The sequence below is a fragment of the Rhizobium oryziradicis genome (genome assembly GCF_001939045.1).
In the GTDB taxonomy this organism is placed as follows: Bacteria; Pseudomonadota; Alphaproteobacteria; order Rhizobiales; family Rhizobiaceae; genus Allorhizobium; species Allorhizobium oryziradicis.
In genome coordinates, this window is the sequence record NZ_MKIM01000026.1 from 44,745 (window position 1) to 59,991 (window position 15,247).

Annotated in this window: 20 protein-coding genes; 14 read left to right on the top strand and 6 right to left on the bottom strand. The window is 51.9% G+C overall.

Annotation, left to right across the window (positions count from 1 at the left end):
• The first annotated feature begins 14 nt into the window (after positions 1 to 14).
• From BJF95_RS10420 to BJF95_RS10445, 6 genes are all read left to right on the top strand, one after another.
• Complete coding sequence (locus BJF95_RS10420) at positions 15 to 449, top strand: hypothetical protein (RefSeq protein WP_075639418.1); 435 nt, start codon at positions 15 to 17, stop codon at positions 447 to 449.
• A 100-nt stretch (positions 450 to 549) separates the two neighbouring features.
• Positions 550 to 798, top strand: a complete 249-nt coding sequence (locus BJF95_RS10425; RefSeq protein WP_075639419.1) for a hypothetical protein — start codon at positions 550 to 552, stop codon at positions 796 to 798.
• Between the two features lie 264 nt (positions 799 to 1,062).
• A complete protein-coding gene (locus BJF95_RS10430) occupies positions 1,063 to 1,857 on the top strand; it encodes a response regulator (protein ID WP_075639420.1) in 795 nt (264 codons plus the stop codon).
• Between the two features lie 165 nt (positions 1,858 to 2,022).
• Complete coding sequence (locus BJF95_RS10435) at positions 2,023 to 3,015, top strand: sensor histidine kinase (protein WP_075639421.1); 993 nt, start codon at positions 2,023 to 2,025, stop codon at positions 3,013 to 3,015.
• Between the two features lie 194 nt (positions 3,016 to 3,209).
• A complete protein-coding gene (locus BJF95_RS10440) occupies positions 3,210 to 4,208 on the top strand; it encodes a zinc-binding metallopeptidase family protein (RefSeq protein ID WP_075639522.1) in 999 nt (332 codons plus the stop codon).
• Positions 4,209 to 4,387: 179 nt separating this feature from the next.
• Positions 4,388 to 4,690: a hypothetical protein gene (locus BJF95_RS10445; RefSeq protein ID WP_139317466.1), complete on the top strand. Its 303-nt coding sequence runs from the start codon at positions 4,388 to 4,390 to the stop codon at positions 4,688 to 4,690.
• A gap of 204 nt (positions 4,691 to 4,894) precedes the next feature.
• Here BJF95_RS10445 and BJF95_RS10455 read toward each other — a convergent pair whose 3' ends face one another.
• Positions 4,895 to 5,059, bottom strand: a complete 165-nt coding sequence (locus BJF95_RS10455; protein ID WP_075639424.1) for a DUF1328 domain-containing protein — start codon at positions 5,057 to 5,059, stop codon at positions 4,895 to 4,897.
• 269 nt (positions 5,060 to 5,328) lie between these two features.
• On the opposite strand from BJF95_RS10455, the gene BJF95_RS10465 reads away from it, so the two are divergent.
• Positions 5,329 to 5,532 carry a NepR family anti-sigma factor gene (locus BJF95_RS10465; protein WP_075639426.1) on the top strand — a complete coding sequence of 68 codons (204 nt, stop codon included), beginning with the start codon at positions 5,329 to 5,331 and terminating at the stop codon, positions 5,530 to 5,532.
• Entirely contained in the window at positions 5,525 to 6,088 is a 564-nt protein-coding gene (locus BJF95_RS10470; protein WP_075639427.1) for a sigma-70 family RNA polymerase sigma factor, read from the top strand. Before BJF95_RS10465 ends, BJF95_RS10470 begins: the two co-directional genes overlap by 8 nt.
• 180 nt (positions 6,089 to 6,268) lie before the next feature.
• Here the strand turns inward: BJF95_RS10470 and BJF95_RS10475 are convergent, their stop codons facing one another.
• Positions 6,269 to 6,640: a hypothetical protein gene (locus BJF95_RS10475; protein ID WP_139317467.1), complete on the bottom strand. Its 372-nt coding sequence runs from the start codon at positions 6,638 to 6,640 to the stop codon at positions 6,269 to 6,271.
• 208 nt (positions 6,641 to 6,848) lie between these two features.
• Between BJF95_RS10475 and BJF95_RS10480 the strand changes: the two genes are divergently transcribed.
• Positions 6,849 to 7,598 (top strand): Crp/Fnr family transcriptional regulator, encoded by a 750-nt coding sequence (locus tag BJF95_RS10480; RefSeq protein WP_075639429.1) that lies wholly within the window; start codon positions 6,849 to 6,851, stop codon positions 7,596 to 7,598.
• Between the two features lie 105 nt (positions 7,599 to 7,703).
• Here the strand turns inward: BJF95_RS10480 and BJF95_RS10485 are convergent, their stop codons facing one another.
• From BJF95_RS10485 to BJF95_RS10495, 3 genes are all read right to left on the bottom strand, one after another.
• Positions 7,704 to 8,027, bottom strand: coding sequence for a type II toxin-antitoxin system RelE/ParE family toxin (locus BJF95_RS10485; RefSeq protein ID WP_075639430.1), 324 nt, complete (start codon positions 8,025 to 8,027; stop codon positions 7,704 to 7,706).
• Positions 8,014 to 8,259 (bottom strand): type II toxin-antitoxin system ParD family antitoxin, encoded by a 246-nt coding sequence (locus BJF95_RS10490; protein ID WP_075639431.1) that lies wholly within the window; start codon positions 8,257 to 8,259, stop codon positions 8,014 to 8,016. The genes BJF95_RS10485 and BJF95_RS10490 overlap by 14 nt, the downstream gene beginning before the upstream one ends.
• A gap of 85 nt (positions 8,260 to 8,344) precedes the next feature.
• Positions 8,345 to 9,085, bottom strand: coding sequence for a hypothetical protein (locus BJF95_RS10495; RefSeq protein WP_139317468.1), 741 nt, complete (start codon positions 9,083 to 9,085; stop codon positions 8,345 to 8,347).
• Positions 9,086 to 9,423: 338 nt separating this feature from the next.
• Here BJF95_RS10495 and BJF95_RS10500 point away from each other — a divergent pair, with 338 nt between their 5' ends.
• Complete coding sequence (locus BJF95_RS10500; protein WP_175577236.1) at positions 9,424 to 9,762, top strand: hypothetical protein; 339 nt, start codon at positions 9,424 to 9,426, stop codon at positions 9,760 to 9,762.
• A 137-nt stretch (positions 9,763 to 9,899) separates the two neighbouring features.
• Here BJF95_RS10500 and kdgR read toward each other — a convergent pair whose 3' ends face one another.
• Positions 9,900 to 10,688 (bottom strand): DNA-binding transcriptional regulator KdgR, encoded by a 789-nt coding sequence (kdgR, locus tag BJF95_RS10505; RefSeq protein ID WP_075639434.1) that lies wholly within the window; start codon positions 10,686 to 10,688, stop codon positions 9,900 to 9,902.
• Positions 10,689 to 10,822: 134 nt separating this feature from the next.
• Here kdgR and bglB point away from each other — a divergent pair, with 134 nt between their 5' ends.
• The 4 genes from bglB (at position 10,823) to BJF95_RS10525 (ending at position 15,237) form a co-directional block, all read left to right on the top strand.
• Positions 10,823 to 11,941 carry a beta-galactosidase BglB gene (bglB, locus tag BJF95_RS10510; protein WP_075639435.1) on the top strand — a complete coding sequence of 373 codons (1,119 nt, stop codon included), beginning with the start codon at positions 10,823 to 10,825 and terminating at the stop codon, positions 11,939 to 11,941.
• Between the two features lie 123 nt (positions 11,942 to 12,064).
• Positions 12,065 to 13,345: an ABC transporter substrate-binding protein gene (locus tag BJF95_RS10515; protein WP_075639436.1), complete on the top strand. Its 1,281-nt coding sequence runs from the start codon at positions 12,065 to 12,067 to the stop codon at positions 13,343 to 13,345.
• Between the two features lie 100 nt (positions 13,346 to 13,445).
• Complete coding sequence (locus BJF95_RS10520; protein ID WP_075639523.1) at positions 13,446 to 14,339, top strand: carbohydrate ABC transporter permease; 894 nt, start codon at positions 13,446 to 13,448, stop codon at positions 14,337 to 14,339.
• A gap of 49 nt (positions 14,340 to 14,388) precedes the next feature.
• Positions 14,389 to 15,237 carry a carbohydrate ABC transporter permease gene (locus BJF95_RS10525; protein ID WP_425348690.1) on the top strand — a complete coding sequence of 283 codons (849 nt, stop codon included), beginning with the start codon at positions 14,389 to 14,391 and terminating at the stop codon, positions 15,235 to 15,237.
• Positions 15,238 to 15,247 lie beyond the last annotated feature (10 nt).

A 15,247-nucleotide genomic window follows, 5' to 3' on the forward strand; every position in this document is an offset into this window, starting at 1 on the left:
GCTGGAGAGTTATTATGGGCGATGCCGCCGGTCACATTCTATCCGCATTGATGGGACGTATTGTGCCCCAGGCGCGGGCTGTTCAACGCAATGCGGCAGGCGGAGCATTCATCGTGCTCTTCATGGCAACAGCCTATGTCGCGTTGGTCGTTGCCGCATGGTTCGCTGTCGCCAATATTTACGGGCCGGTCAACGCGAGCATGGTGATTGCGGCAGGCTCGCTTGTGCTGTGCCTGCTCGCATGGGGCATTACCCACCTGTTGAACCGTCAGGCTGAAAGACGCCAACTTGAGATGCTAAGACTGCGTGCCAGCGTGTCACCAGAATTGCAATTGGCAGAAACTGCCCTTGGCATCTTGCCTGAGCTGGTGCGCAACAAGCCCGTGCTGACGCTTGCTTGCGTGGCACTCGCTGCCTTCGCCGTGACAAAAAGCACCAAATCCAAATGAAGTCACGCATATAGAGCCGCGTCAAAGACAAGGTGCTGCACCTGAAATCGCGATTGAGAATTGATGTTGCTCCAATACGCGGATGTGAAAGGATTACCCCATGGAAACCGCAAACGATCTCCCAACCCGCATGCAGGACATTGTGAACGACGAAAACCTGACAAAGGACGAGAAGATTGAGGCTTTGAGGGGTCTTTACGATCACGCGCGCGGCGAACAGCGGGCCGCGTCCGAAAGCCCGATGATTGACGATGATGGTTTGAATGACACGTTGCGCAATATTGAAAAAGCGTTGGCAGACCTCGGCGCAAAGCCATCGGCCCATGAAAATGGCCCAGCGAGCCTTTGAGTGAACAGGCTGTGTTCACTGACAAGTATGTGTGATATTGCAAATATATCTTGCGCGACACAGCGCTGGATGCCGTGATTGCTTCCACCTCCACAAGCGAAAGAACGGCCTTACGACGAGCGTTTTGCCTCCGACGGTGAAGAAACTCTGTCTTCAAAAAATATAGAAAAAAATGTCTCGACGCAGGAACTTTTTTGAGCGCAACTCGTTATTGCTCAGTGGGGGCGATTGCGCCTTAAAAAATAGAAAGACTGGAGAGTATTAATGTCGTTGACAGCGCGTGTTGCAGCTCATCTTCCTTATCTGCGGCGCTTTGCCCGTGCCGTTACCGGTTCACAATCTTCAGGGGATGCTTATGTGGCGGCGACGCTCGAGGCGTTGATTGCCGACCTTTCCATTTTCCCAACCGCATCCAATGATAAAATTGCGGTTTACAAGCTTTTTGCCCAGATTTTTGATCGCCTCGATGTGGTCGTCACGCCGCAGGAATCGCCATTTGCCTGGGAGCGCCGCGCATCCGACAATCTTTTGAATTTGCCCAAGACCGAACGGATTGCGTTTCTTCTTGTGTCTCTGGAAGGCTTTTCACCCAGTGAAGCGGCAGACATTCTGGGGGTCGGTGAGGCTGATTTCTCTGCGCTGATTGATGAAGCGTCTCGCCAGATTTCCGAGCAAGTGGCAACCGACATCATGATCATCGAGGATGAGCCTCTGATTGCGATGGATATTGAGCAGATGGTGGAAAGTATGGGCCATCGCGTCACCGGCATCGCGCGGACCCATGCGGAAGCTGTGAAGCTGTTTAACGCAACCCAGCCGAAGATGATTTTGGCAGATATTCAGCTTGCGGATGGAAGCTCCGGCATTGACGCGGTGAACGACATTCTGAGCGTGGATACCATACCCGTGATTTTCATTACCGCATTTCCAGAAAGGCTTTTGACGGGCCAGCGCCCTGAACCGGCATTTTTGGTCACCAAGCCTTTCAACCCGGACATGGTCAAAGCACTGATTAGTCAGGCTTTGTTCTTTAATGTCCGGCAAAAGGAACTTGCGTGATTGCTCATCACCAAGACAAGCAAGGCCGCATAATATGACGTTTGTCAGGATGGGCATGTGAAACACCATCCTGATAACGCCTTGTTGCGCCTTGCGTCTCACCTACGATGTGCGCCGTTGCAGCGGCGATAAAACTGGAATGACTGAAAATCGGAGAATGATCAGGTGCGGAGATTTTCATGGGTCGAGCCAGGAGAAATTGAAGCGGTCTCACGCGATTTCTTCATTCATGCGTTGATCGATCTGGGTGCCTGTTATTTGCTTTATAATGATGCAGGCCGATGCATGTGCATCACCGGTCTTCCAGACATATGGCAAGCACAATCGGATAATCCACCCACTGACATTGCGATTTTTGGCGAAGCAATTGCCGAAAGCCTGGTGAGTTTGCGGGGTAAACTTCAGAATGCGGGCGATCATGCCACGCTGGAAATTGATCTTGCCGAAAACGGCGTTTTTGAATTTCGCTGCCGCAAAGTGTCTATACCGGGGCACGGCCTATATTCCATCATGGCCATTGAAGACAAAACAGAGGAGCGGCGGCGCGAACGCGCCTTGCGGATGCTGTTGATGGAAGTGAGCCACCGCTCCAAAAACCTTCTCGCCGTTGTGCAGGGAATTGCCTCGCAAACCGCGCGGTTTTCTGGAACGCTTGATAATTTCCTGAAAAAATTCCGCGGACGGCTCTACGCTCTCTCCAAAGCGCAGGATATCGTGACCGAGTCAGAGTGGCGCGGCGTTGGCTTTATGGATCTGCTGAACGCGCAGCTTGAACTCAGCAATCCAGGCAAAGTCGCCCAAATTGAAATGTCGGGGCAGAATATCCTGCTGTCTCCCAATGCCGCCATGCATATCGGCTTGGCACTGCATGAATTGATTGTAAATTCAATCAATTATGGTGGAGGTCTGGGCGTTGCGGGGTCCATTCGCGTCTCCTGCCAGCTAGATCAAGTTGATGGCAAGCCGTTTATCACAGTTGGATGGCAAGAGGATCTGCCAGAAGCAACCAAGGCTGCTGACCAGCAACTGAAAGCACGGTTTGGCAGCACTGTCTTGGAAAAAGTCGTGCCGGTTTCGGTCAATGGTCAAGCCATTTACTCAATTGATCATCGCGGCATTTTCTACAATCTGAAATTCCCTGTCGACGTCAACGAATAGCCTACTGCATAATTCCTTAAATCGGAATCGATTTAAGGTGAAAATTATGCAGCAGATTTAAAGCGTTACAGCGCCGTGTGCCATATATGGCGCACGGCGCTGTAAGAATAAGTCGTATTGCGGGCACTGTGCGGCGAGCAAGCGCTTGGTCTGTAGAGATGATTGGTGCGCATCGCGCTGGTAACGAGGAAATCATGAAGCTATTTCATTGCACAGGCTGCGAAAATCCGGTTTTCTTCGACAGCTTCAGTTGCGTTAATTGCGCACGCTCGCTCGGTTATATGCCATCCCGCGCAGACATGGTTGCCTATCAGGAGGCACCGCCTTTGGGTTTTTTGGTTTGTGCCAATGCCGAACAAGGCGGGTGTAATTGGCTGGTGAATGAGAAGGATGGCACACCCTATTGCTTTGCCTGCCGGCTCAGCAGCGTGGTGCCGGACCTCACCAATGATGCCAATCTGGAGCGTTGGCGACGGCTGGAAGCTGCCAAACGGTATTTTCTCTACGGCGTCTTCCATCTTGGTTTGCCGGTTGTTTCGCGTATGCAAGACCCGGAACACGGACTGACCTTTGAATTGCTGGCTGATTGGTCGGATGACCCCAAGGATTCCATTATGACCGGCCATAACGATGGCCTCATCACCATTGATGTCGCAGAAGCAGATGGCTCTGAGCGCGAAGCGAGACGAGACGCATTTGACGAACCTATTCGCTCGCTTTTGGGACACTACCGCCATGAATCCGGCCATTATTATTGGAACCAACTGGTTGAAAAGAAAGGCATGATCGACCAGGCTCGGGCAATGTTTGGCGACGAACGTGACGACTATCAGCAGGCGTTGAAAACCTATTATGCCAATGGGCCTGCCCCCAACTGGCAGGAGACGTTTATCAGTGCCTATGCTTCCAGCCACCCGCACGAGGATTTTGCCGAAAGCTGGGCGCATTATCTGCACATTTCTGATAGCCTTGAAACGGCGATTTCCCACGGATTGACGGGGAGTGTCGGCTCATCATCGGGCTCAGACACAAATCTGTCGTTTGACGAGATGATCAAGATGTGGATTCCGCTGACTGTATCCGTCAATGCGCTCAACCGAGCCATGGGACAGCCGGATCTCTATCCGTTTGTCCTCACCACTCCTGTCATCGACAAGCTGAGCTTCATCCATAATCTTATCCGCCAGCCATAAACATGGCAAAAACACGGCGATCGTCAGGAACAAAACCCTCTCGACTTCGTTTCCCCAAGAGAATTTGAACATCGTGCAAAATTGAAATGGCACGCTGTTGTCAATCTTTGCATAGGGCATTGGCCGAAAAGCGGGAACCGGTTTTCGGATAAATCCGATGCTCCAGGATGGGGGACATTATGGGTAATTTTGCAGCGGTTCTCGTGCTGATCGCTTGCCCCGCAAGCGGTACAAGCTGCGTGAACGAACCTGTGCGGGTTATATCCTACGACAGTGCCATGAGCTGTACCGCCCAACGCGAAGATGAAATACGCAAAATTAACATCCCCGGCTTTAAAATTTACGGGGAGTGCAATTCTGTCAACGGCGATTTATTGGCTGGAAGACCCCGTATCGACATCAAGCGTCCGGTTGAAAAGCCCGAGACACGCCCGCTCGAAAACGAAGGATCTGCGCCCGTCAGGCGGCGCGCATTCTTCTAGAGTTTGTCCGGGAAAAGTGCGAACCGGTTTTTGGCCGATGCGTAAACAAAAACTGAGAGCATCGTGCAAAACCGCCGCCCTTTTCGGTCAAATGCCTTTAAGCTCAAAAGACAATACAGACGGCGTTGATAGATTTTAGCATAAAAAAACACCGCGCCTGTAAAGCCGCGGTGTTTATTCATTTTATCTCTGTGTTTTCAAACCTTAAGTTCGACGAAATCCGCCAAATACCAAGGATACGATGAACAGCGCGATAAAGATGAAGAATAGAATTTTTGCAATTCCGACGGATGCACCTGCAATGCCGCCAAAACCGAGTGCTGCCGCAATCAATGCCACAACGAGAAATACCAGTGAATAATAAAGCATGATGTCTCTCCTTTTATTCCATGGGATATAAACGTTATCGACGCATGATTGTTCCGGCAGTATATGATTTATTTCGAAATGAAATCATATATAACCTTTGAAAGCGGCAAGGATGATTCAAAGGCAGTTTTCACAGCACCACGCCTTTTCCCAAGCAACGGCAGGATGGGTTGGGGAGAACAGGTTAGAGAAACGCAATTTTTACAAACCACGGAACTTAAATGGGCAATCCGCGTTGTCGTGAAAAGCTATGTTAGAAAGCAGTGACGATGAACAATACAGTCGATAACAGTAACCACGGATCGCCGCCATCGCAAGCTGGCCAGAACAACGACGGCATTTCAAAACAGCTGAGGAAGTTCTACCAGGAACTGGAGCAGGAGGCTGTTCCCGATAATTTATTGATGCTTTTGGATAAATTGGACCAAGCCGAAAAAGCAAGCGTAGCGGCAAGGAAGAAATCCGATGACTGATACGACCCCGAGCGATCACGATTTCAAACGACTTCTTTTGGCCAGCATTCCAAGTCTGCGCGCGTTTGCATTGTCGCTCTCAGGCGTGCCTGATAGAGCAGACGATCTGCTGCAAGAAACCATCATGAAGGCTTGGGCCAAACAAAGCAGTTTTGAGGCCGGTACCAATATTAAAGCATGGCTTTTTACCATCCTTCGCAACGAGTTTTACTCGCAGATGCGCAAACGCGGACGCGAGATTGGTGATCCAGACGATATTTACACATCGCAAATGGCAGTGCAGCCAAATCAGCACGGCGCGATGGATATGGAAGATTTCAAAAAAGCGCTTGCTGAACTGTCAGACGATCAGCGCGAAGCGATCATTCTCGTATCTGCATCGGGCTTCAGTTACGATGAAGCCGCAGAAATCTGTAATTGTGCCGTTGGAACAATCAAAAGCCGGATCAATCGCGCACGTGCGCGGCTTCAGGAACTGCTTGGCATTGATGGAGAGGGCGATTTCGGCCCTGATGCTCATACTGCGGCCGTCATCAGGCCGTCAGCCGTATCGTAATGAATCCCACCTCTGCCCGCGAAACTCCGTCTTTGAATGTCTCAGGGAGATCGCAATCGGGCTTTTTAAAACCAAAACAATCTGCCCAAACACCTTGCAACGCATCTGGTTTGGCCTGAACCCGACACGCCATCGGTCCGAAAAGCGGGAAACGGTTCCCACTTTTCGGCCAATTCTCTATTATGAAACCTTGCTCGCGTTGAAATTCAGCCCCATCAAGAAATCTCGAATGGCGTGCTCATAGAACGGCTTTTCAAACACCGCCAAAATATCACCCTGGATTCCTTCGTGATCAAACAATTGACCGGTGTGCATAAACACCAGTCCGGCACGGGAGGCGCGAACAATTTCTGCCTGATGGGCTTGCGCCTCGGGCGTGGGAGCCGCATCGACAAAAACCAGATCAAATGAGGCGGCAAGCGCCTGCGCGAGATCATCGCGACGGCAAATTTCAACAGTACAAGGCAGCGTTTCCGTGAGGATCCGCTGCGCTTCGAGACCAATCATATAATTATTATCCGCAATCAGAATGCGGGGAACAAACCCATTCAAAGATATTACTCCTGTGCCGCCGATCGGTGTCATCGGACAAACCGGTCCGGGGTGGGGGAGGCTCAATAATGCCCTCCAAGGGAGTGAAAAGAGCAGTCATGGCCGCAACTGTCATTTAAAAAAGACATGTTCCCAATGCTTTTAAGGAACCAAAAGCGCATTTTTTCATTTTCGATAAGGGAAGATTGCGCCGCGAAGGAGAAATTTTATGGATTCCCGCATTATCGCTTCGCCAACAAAATGTTCAAGCTGTCCCTTGAAGACAATCAGCGCTTTTCGGCCTCACACAACGAATGAAGAGAACTTTATCGCGTCATTCAAGTCCGGTGAATTGAGCTGCGAACCAGGCATGACAGTCATTGCAGAGGGAGCGCATAGCCCACATCTTTACACCATTCTGGAAGGCTGGGGCTTTCGCTACAAAACGCTGGAGGATGGCCGCCGCCAAATCCTCAACTACGTTTTGCCCGGTGACATGATTGGCCTTCAAGGCGCGATATTGGAACATATGGACCATAGCGTTGATGCGCTTACGCCCATGAGGCTTTGCGTTTTTGAACGCAGCCGCATATTTTCTCTCTTCGAAAAGCACCCCGGCATTGCCTTTGACATCACATGGCTTGCATCCCGTGAAGAGAGTATTCTTGATGAGCATCTGCTCAGTATCGGACGGCGCAATGCGCTTGAGCGTGCAGCCTATCTCATGACCTTTTTGCATCACCGTGGTCAGCGGGCAGGGATTGCTTCTGGAAGCAGTGCATTTCTGCCCGTGACCCAAAGCATGGTTGCAGATACTCTGGGTCTTTCCATCGTTCACACCAACAAGACGCTCAAAAAGCTGGCGCTTTTAAAACTGATCCGCTGGCGCGATCGTGGCTGCGAAGTGCTTAAACCCAAAGCCTTAGCGGAATTGGCAAAGTGGGAACCGCCGACACATGAAGAACGGCCCTATATCTAGAGTTTGTCAGGGAAAACTGAAATCCGATTTTCCCGAATAGACTAACGAAAACAAGGCAATCTTGAGTCTGTCAGATGCAATTGGAACCTGACAGACTCAAGGTTTCTATGGATCGTCAACGGCGCGCAAGATTGCACGCCAATCCTGTTTGCCACCCAGCAGACGCAACACGTTGATATGATCTTTGCCAACCGTGTAAATAATCAAATGGTTTTGATGCACATGGATACGCACGGGCGGCACAAACTCAGCACGCTCACGCGCCATGGTCGGCATGGCAGCAAGAATATCAAAGACGTGAGATAGCTCATCCACATAGCGATCCGCCTGCGGTATCGACCATGTTTCGGCCGTATACCGCCAGATCTCTTCAAGATCCTCAAGTGCTTTTGGCGAAAGCCTGAGAGGTGCCGAATCAGCGGACGACATGACGCTCGCGCATTTTCAACTTGAACGCACTGGCATCAAATGCTTGCCCGGCACCGCTTTCTGCACCTTCAGTGATGGCGGCTTGCAAGGTCGCAATTCCAGTTTGCCGCTCCTGATCTTTGCGGATCAAATCCCGGACATAATCACTGGTGTTGCTATAACGTCCATCGCTCGCCTGACGCTCAACCCATAACTTCATCGGATCAGGCAGAGAAACATTCATCGTCGCCATCACAGTTCTCCTTGGTTATCTCCAATAGAATAACGAGAAATGGCATTACCTGTCAAATTTAATGGCAATCTTTGCCATTAAATGATCAGCGATTCAGGGTGGCGCGCAGTTCATAAGCGCCATTGACCCTGGCTTCGAGTGTCGCAGGAAGCGATGCTTTTAAAAGACCGCATAGAGAGCCGGTGGTGACAATATTGCCCGCCTTCAACAAGCCGATTTTATCGTCATCCGCCAATGCGTAAGCAAGGATGGGAGCCAAGACACCACCAAAGGGATGCTTTGCCTGGGCCGCAAAGATTGTTTCTCCATTGGCAGAGATCATAAGGTCTGCGCCGTCAATATCGACACCACCAGCCCAGTCCTCGTTGCCCGCAACAAACGCGCTGTTGGACATGTTGTCGGCCAGTTGGGCATTTTCATCGGCCGTTTGCGGATCAGAAAACCGTGTCGCACAAATCTCAAAACCAAAGATAAAACGCTCGATGGCGGGCAAAATGCCTTCCGCCCCATCGGCTGCCATGGAGGCCGTGATGTCGCTCTTCAAAACAACGGCAAGTTCGAACTCAATGCCGGTATAGCCGGTATCAGAAATCGCGATGGTTTCGCCATCCACGATGCTGCGATTGATGAAGATCGGCGCCCCCACCGCTGTGCCATCTTTTCTGAGCGCGATTTTGAAGGTTGTGGCCGATTGCTTGAGCTGATGCATCACCGCATTTTGCACATCAAAGGCTTGGGCAACGCTCATACCATTCAAGCGCTGTGCCTCCATCAGACCATTGGTCTGGCGGGCTTTGACAATATTCAAGGCAATGGTCTCAGACACGGGCATTCCTCCTCAAGCAGGCCAGTCGGGTTCGAAACAGATCTATGACAGTATTGCACGGATTGATCCACCGGAAATCCGCCCGGCTGGAACCACACAGGCTGCGAAGCTTCCCAAACCGTGACAAAAATGATCGAGAACAACGCAAAAAAAGGGAGAGATAAAGAGAGACTATCAGTTGGATTTATATATTAAAATAGCAATATGACTTGGAAATATGCACCTTGCAGTGCGTAAAACCTCAACTCGTCTTTGGCCGTCAATATTCCTCTAGACTTCCACCAAGTATAATGCAAAAACTCACTGCAAACTTGAATTATCGGGGGATAAACATGCTTTTGAATGGTGTGCGCACAAGTCTTGTCGCAATTTCCTTCAGCCTTATGTGCAGTGGCCTAACCTTCACTGCCGCCCATGCGGAAGAGTATTCTTTCAAGGCAACAAACTCTACCAACACGGCCATTATCAAAATCCTGGTCTCCGAGAACAAACGGAAATGGGGTTATTTTGATATCGGCCGTGGCATCAAGCCAGGTGCAACGACAAAACTCGTCTGGGACCAGAGCACAAATAGCGAAAATTGCACGCAATGGGTCAAGGCAGTGTTTGCCGATGACAGCGAATCTGAGCCAGCCAAGTTCGATTTCTGTGAAAGCGGACTTGAGATTGAATTCTGAGAAAAATGATCCGGCAGATTAATGCCAATCGTTTTGATGCGCGGTTCCCCCCCTCTGCCCGGCATGACAGAGGGGGTAAGCCACAGGTGAAAACCTTTGCATCGTGCACCCTCCATTCCGATTTTCTGCACGCTGCTTTAGCTGCCCTGATAGCCAAGGGCTGCAGATGCTTTCGCGCTGGCGGAGAGAAGCAGGTCGACATAGTCGGGCTTTCGTGCTTCATCGAAGCGAAAAAGCGGGAATGAAATCGACATGGCGGCAATGGGTTTTCCCAGATAATTGAAGATCGGCACAGCCATGCAGCGCACGCCAGCTTCACTCTCTTCCACCTCTTCAGAAAACCCGCGTTCTCGGGTGAGACGCAAGGCTTCGAGCAGCACATCGGGATCGGTCATGGTATTCGGAGCGTGTTTTGTCAGCTCCATTTTTGCGATGCGCTCCTTCAGCTCATCGTCGTCGCGCCACGCCAGAAGGGCCTTTCCCAATGAGGTACTGTGCAGCGGATTGCGAAGGCCCAGTGTCGATTTCATCGACAGGCCATAGGCCGATTCATACTTGTGGATATAAACGACCCGTTGGTCGCGATCATCGAGAATGCCAAGATTGATGGCTTCGCCGGTGGCACGCGAAAGCACGCCCATGGCCTGATCCGCAACCCGCATCAAATCGGCTTTTTCAGACAGCGAGCGTGCGCCCATGCTGAAGAGTTTCAAGGTGAGGCCATATTTTTCCGTCTCGGGATCTTGTTCAACATAGCCAAGCTCGACCATGGTTTGCACCAGCCGGTGGGCCGTTGTTTTGGATGTCATGGCGCGCTGGGCAAGCTCGGCCAGGCCCATGCGCTTTTCCTCCGCCAAGGCCTCCATGACGGCGAACACCTTGAGGGCGGCAGCAACATTCTCTGTTTTGGGTGCGTGCTCAGACATGAGGCGTTCTATACCAATAGCGATTTTCTGTTTCCGATAGTGCCATTAAAAAACACCGTTGAAAAGTGTTTAGGAGTGTGATTTCTTGTTTTTCGAAATAGCATTCCGAAAAAATAAACACGAGGGCCTCCACCATGCATCCGCTGCTGCAACAAAAACACCATGCTTTGGAGCGCAGTGCTGTTTGCGAGCTGATTGATCGGCTGACGGATAATCTCATTCACATCGAGGACAAGACCGGCGAGTTTTTGCTCCGACTTGACGATGGCCGGGTGATTGACACCAAAGGTTGGGCCGGGTGGGAGTGGACCCATGGCATTGGCCTTTATGGACTTTTCAAATATTGGCAAATGACAGCCAATCCAAAGGCCCTCGACATTATCGAGACTTGGTTTGAAGCGCGTCTGGCTGAAGGCACACCCACCAAAAATATCAATACGGTGGCACCCTTTCTCACCCTTGCCCATCTGTATGAGATCAAGCCGGATGCGCGCTGGCTGCCCTATCTTGAGACATGGGCGGAATGGGTGATGTATGACATGCCGCGCACCCGCGAGGGCGGTTTGCAGCATATCGTCTACAACAACGTCAACGACCAGCAGATGTGGGACGATACGCTGATGATGAGCGTGTTGCCGCTGGCCAAGATCGGGCTTGTTCTCAACCGGCCGGAATTTGTCGAAGAGGCCAAATATCAATTTTTGGTACACGCCCAATATCTGATGGATACTGAGACGGGTCTGTGGTTCCATGGCTGGACATTTGATGGTAATCACAATTTTGCCAAGGCCCGCTGGGCGCGGGGCAATAGCTGGCTGACAATTGCCATTCCTGAATTTATCGAGCTAGTGGGTTTGCCAGAGGGCGATCCGTTGCGCAGGCATCTGGTGTCGATTTTGGGGCGTCAGGCGCAGGCACTGAAAACCCATCAACATGCATCCGGCCTTTGGCACACCCTGATTGATGATCCCGACAGCTATCTGGAGGCATCGGCAACGGCTGGTTTTGCCTATGGTTTGATGAAGGGCGTGCGCAAACGCTATTTGCCGGCGGACTATATGCCGGTGGCCGAAAGCGCCATGCAGGCGGTGATCGACAATATCAGCGCGGAAGGCGAATTGCAGCAGGTGTCGTTTGGCACAGCCATGGGCAATGATCTGGATTTTTATCGGCAGATCAAGCGCACCTCCATGCCCTATGGGCAGGCCATGGCGATGTTTTGTCTCACAGAACTTTTGCGCAGCTACATCTGAAGTTTGCGAAGGAAATTGGCAGCGGACTTAAGCGAGGAGGAAGCTTAACCACTGTTGAAACGGGAGAATGTCACGGATCGGGTTTGGCCAGGCCATCCCTGTGACTTTGAGGAGGAGGAATATATGACTGACCTGACAAGACGCAAAGTTCTAGGCACTATGGTCGCAGGCGCTGCGGCAAGCATGCTGCCAGCATTGCCCGCTTTTGCCCAAACCACCATTCGCCATTTCTGGTGGGGCAATCCCGACCGCGACAAACGCACGTTTGCCGCTATTGATGCGTTTCAGAAAATGCATCCCGACATCAAGGTCTCTGGCGAAACCATCGGCTGGGCCGATTATTGGACCAAGATGGCCACCCAGACTGCGGGCCGCAATATGGCCGATCTGGTGCAGATGGATTACCGCTATCTGTTTGAATATGTGCGCCGTGGCGCATTGAAGCCTCTGGATGAGTTTATTGGCAAAAGCCTGATTCTGGACGGGTTCGATCAAGGTCCGATTGATGGCGGGAAGGTCGATGGCAGGCTGTATGCGCTCAACATCGGCTCCAACACGCAAGTCATGGTGTATAATACCCGTGTGTTTAAAGAGGCGGGCATTGATGCCGATCTCCTGAGCTGGACCTGGGATGATTTTGCCAAAGCGGCGGAGAAAATCACCAAATCAACCAGTGGCAAGGTCAAAGGATCTGATGACCTCGCGCTGATGATCGAGGTGTTTGAATCCTGGGCGCGGCAAAATGGCCATGAATTTTACGACAAGGACGGCAAAGTGACAGCAACCGCCGATGACGTTGCCAGCTTCTGGCAGTTCTGGGCTGATCTTCGCAAAGCTGGCACTGTGCGCAACAAGGATCGCACATTGGTTCTCGATCTGCCCATTGTCGAATCTGGCGTGGCCGTGGGCGACACCGCCATGTCGCATTTCTGGTCAAACCAGTTGGTGGGTATTCAAGGGGCAGCCAAGGACAAAATTGGTGCGGCAGCCGTGCCCGGCAAAGCCGGCGGCAAGCCCGGTCAATATATCAAGCCTTCCATGTTCATGTCCCTGAGCCGCGATGCCAAAGACCCGAAGGCGGCAATAGCCTATATGAACGCCTGGGTGAATGATCCGGAGATCACCGGCATTCTGGGGCTGGAACGCGGCATTCCTGCATCACCAAAGGTGCGCGCCGCTCTTCAGCCAAAGTTGACCGAGGTTGAGAAACTGTCCGTCGATTATTTCGACAAAATCCAGAGCAAGGTTGGACCGCTGCCTTTACCTGCGCCCAAAGGGGCAGGCGAGGTGCGCGATTCCTTTATGCGCACCGGATCCGAGGTTGTTTTGGGCAAGATGACCGCCAAGGATGCGGCAGCCCAATTCATTGATGATGCGCAATCCATCATTGATCGCGCCCAGTGATGCATGCGTAAGCCTGTTGATTTCGGGTTGGCTAACAGCCCGGAATCCGCTTCTTCTCCATAAGGTTCGGGATTTTCATCCCGATATGAAGGTCATGCCGATGAGACGTTTCATTGCCCGCAACGGGCCAGCCTATGCTTTTTTGCTGCCGTGGCTGTTGGGCTTCTTTTTGCTCGCGCTTGGGCCAATTCTGGCATCGCTCTATCTCTCGTTCACGCGCTATGACATGGTTGGCGAGCCGCGCTGGGTGGGCTTTGGCAATTACGTCTATATGTTCACCCGTGACCGCCGCTTTTGGCAGGCGATCGATGTTACATTTCATTATGTTGCACTGGCCGTTCCCGCCCGCCTGATCATGGCGCTTGCGGTGGCGATGCTGCTGGATAAGGGCTTGCGCACCATTGGTCTTTACCGCGCCATCTTCTACCTGCCATCCTTGCTCGGCTCGTCCATTGCCATCGCCATTCTGTGGCGGCAATTGTTTGATACCCATGGCGTTATCAACCAGATTGCAGCCCGTTTTGGCTTGCAGTTGAGCTCGTGGATTACCGATCCGAACACCTCGCTCTACACGCTGGTGGTGCTGGCCATGTGGCAGTTTGGCTCTCCCATGCTGATCTTTTTGGCCGGTCTTCGCAGCATTCCGCGTGATCTCTATGAGGCGGCCGAAATTGATGGCACACCCGCCTGGCGGCAATTTACCCGCATCACATTGCCTTTGCTGGCACCTGTGATTTTCTTCAACGTGGTTTTGCAAACCATCGAGGCCTTCAAGACCTTTTCCAGTGCTTTCATCATCTCCAATGGCACGGGCGCACCAGCTGATAGCCTGCTGTTCTATACGGTCTATCTCTTCAATGAAGCCTTCAAATTCTTCCGCATGGGCTATGCCTCGGCCTTGGCCTGGGTGCTGCTGATTATTATCGGCGTCTTCACAGCGGTTGCTTTCCTGACCTCGAAATATTGGGTGCATTATGAAAACGAACGCGACTGATTTGGCGCTCGCGATCGAGCTGGACGAGGCAGCGCTCGTTGCCCACGAGATGCGCCTGAAACGTGAAAAGCAGGCCCGCAACGCCCGCATCCTCAAGCATCTCTTTCTGATCGGCATGTCCTGCGTGATGCTCTATCCGCTGTTCTGGCTGGTCGCTTCCTCGTTCAAGCCTGAGAATGAGATTTTTGGCAATCTGGCGCTGTGGCCAACCCGGTTTCAGCTTGAAAATTACACCAAGGGCTGGAACGCCCTGCCGCTGCCCTTTACCGTCTTCTACATCAACTCGGCCATTGTCACTGGCCTGTCGGTGATTGGCAATCTGCTGTCTTGCTCCTTTGCGGCTTATGCATTTGCGCGGCTGCGGTTTAGCGGTCGCAACTTCTTCTTTGCCTTGATGATGATGACCCTGATGATCCCCTATCATGTGGTTCTCATTCCCCAATATGTGCTGTTCTTGCAGCTTGGCTGGGTCGATACCTATCTGCCGCTGGTGGTGCCGCGCTTTTTGGCCTCTGACGCCTTCTTCATTTTCCTGATGGTGCAATTCTTTCGGCAATTGCCACGCGAACTGGATGAAGCCGCGATGATTGATGGCTGCTCGCCCTTCAAGATCTATTGGGCAATCATTCTGCCACTATCGCTGCCCGCCATGGGAACCGCGGCGATTTTCTCGCTGATCTGGGTGTGGGAAGATTTTCTGGCACCGCTGATCTACCTCAACGACATCAAAAGCTACACCGTGCCTTTGGCGCTGCGCCTGTTTCTCGATCAGGATGGCCAATCCTCTTACGGGCAGATGTTTGCAATGTCGGTGCTCTCCCTGGTTCCGGTGGTGATTTTCTTCGTCCTGTTCCAGAAATTGATTGTGCGTGGCATCGCCACCTCCGGAATGAAGTAAGGATAGACGA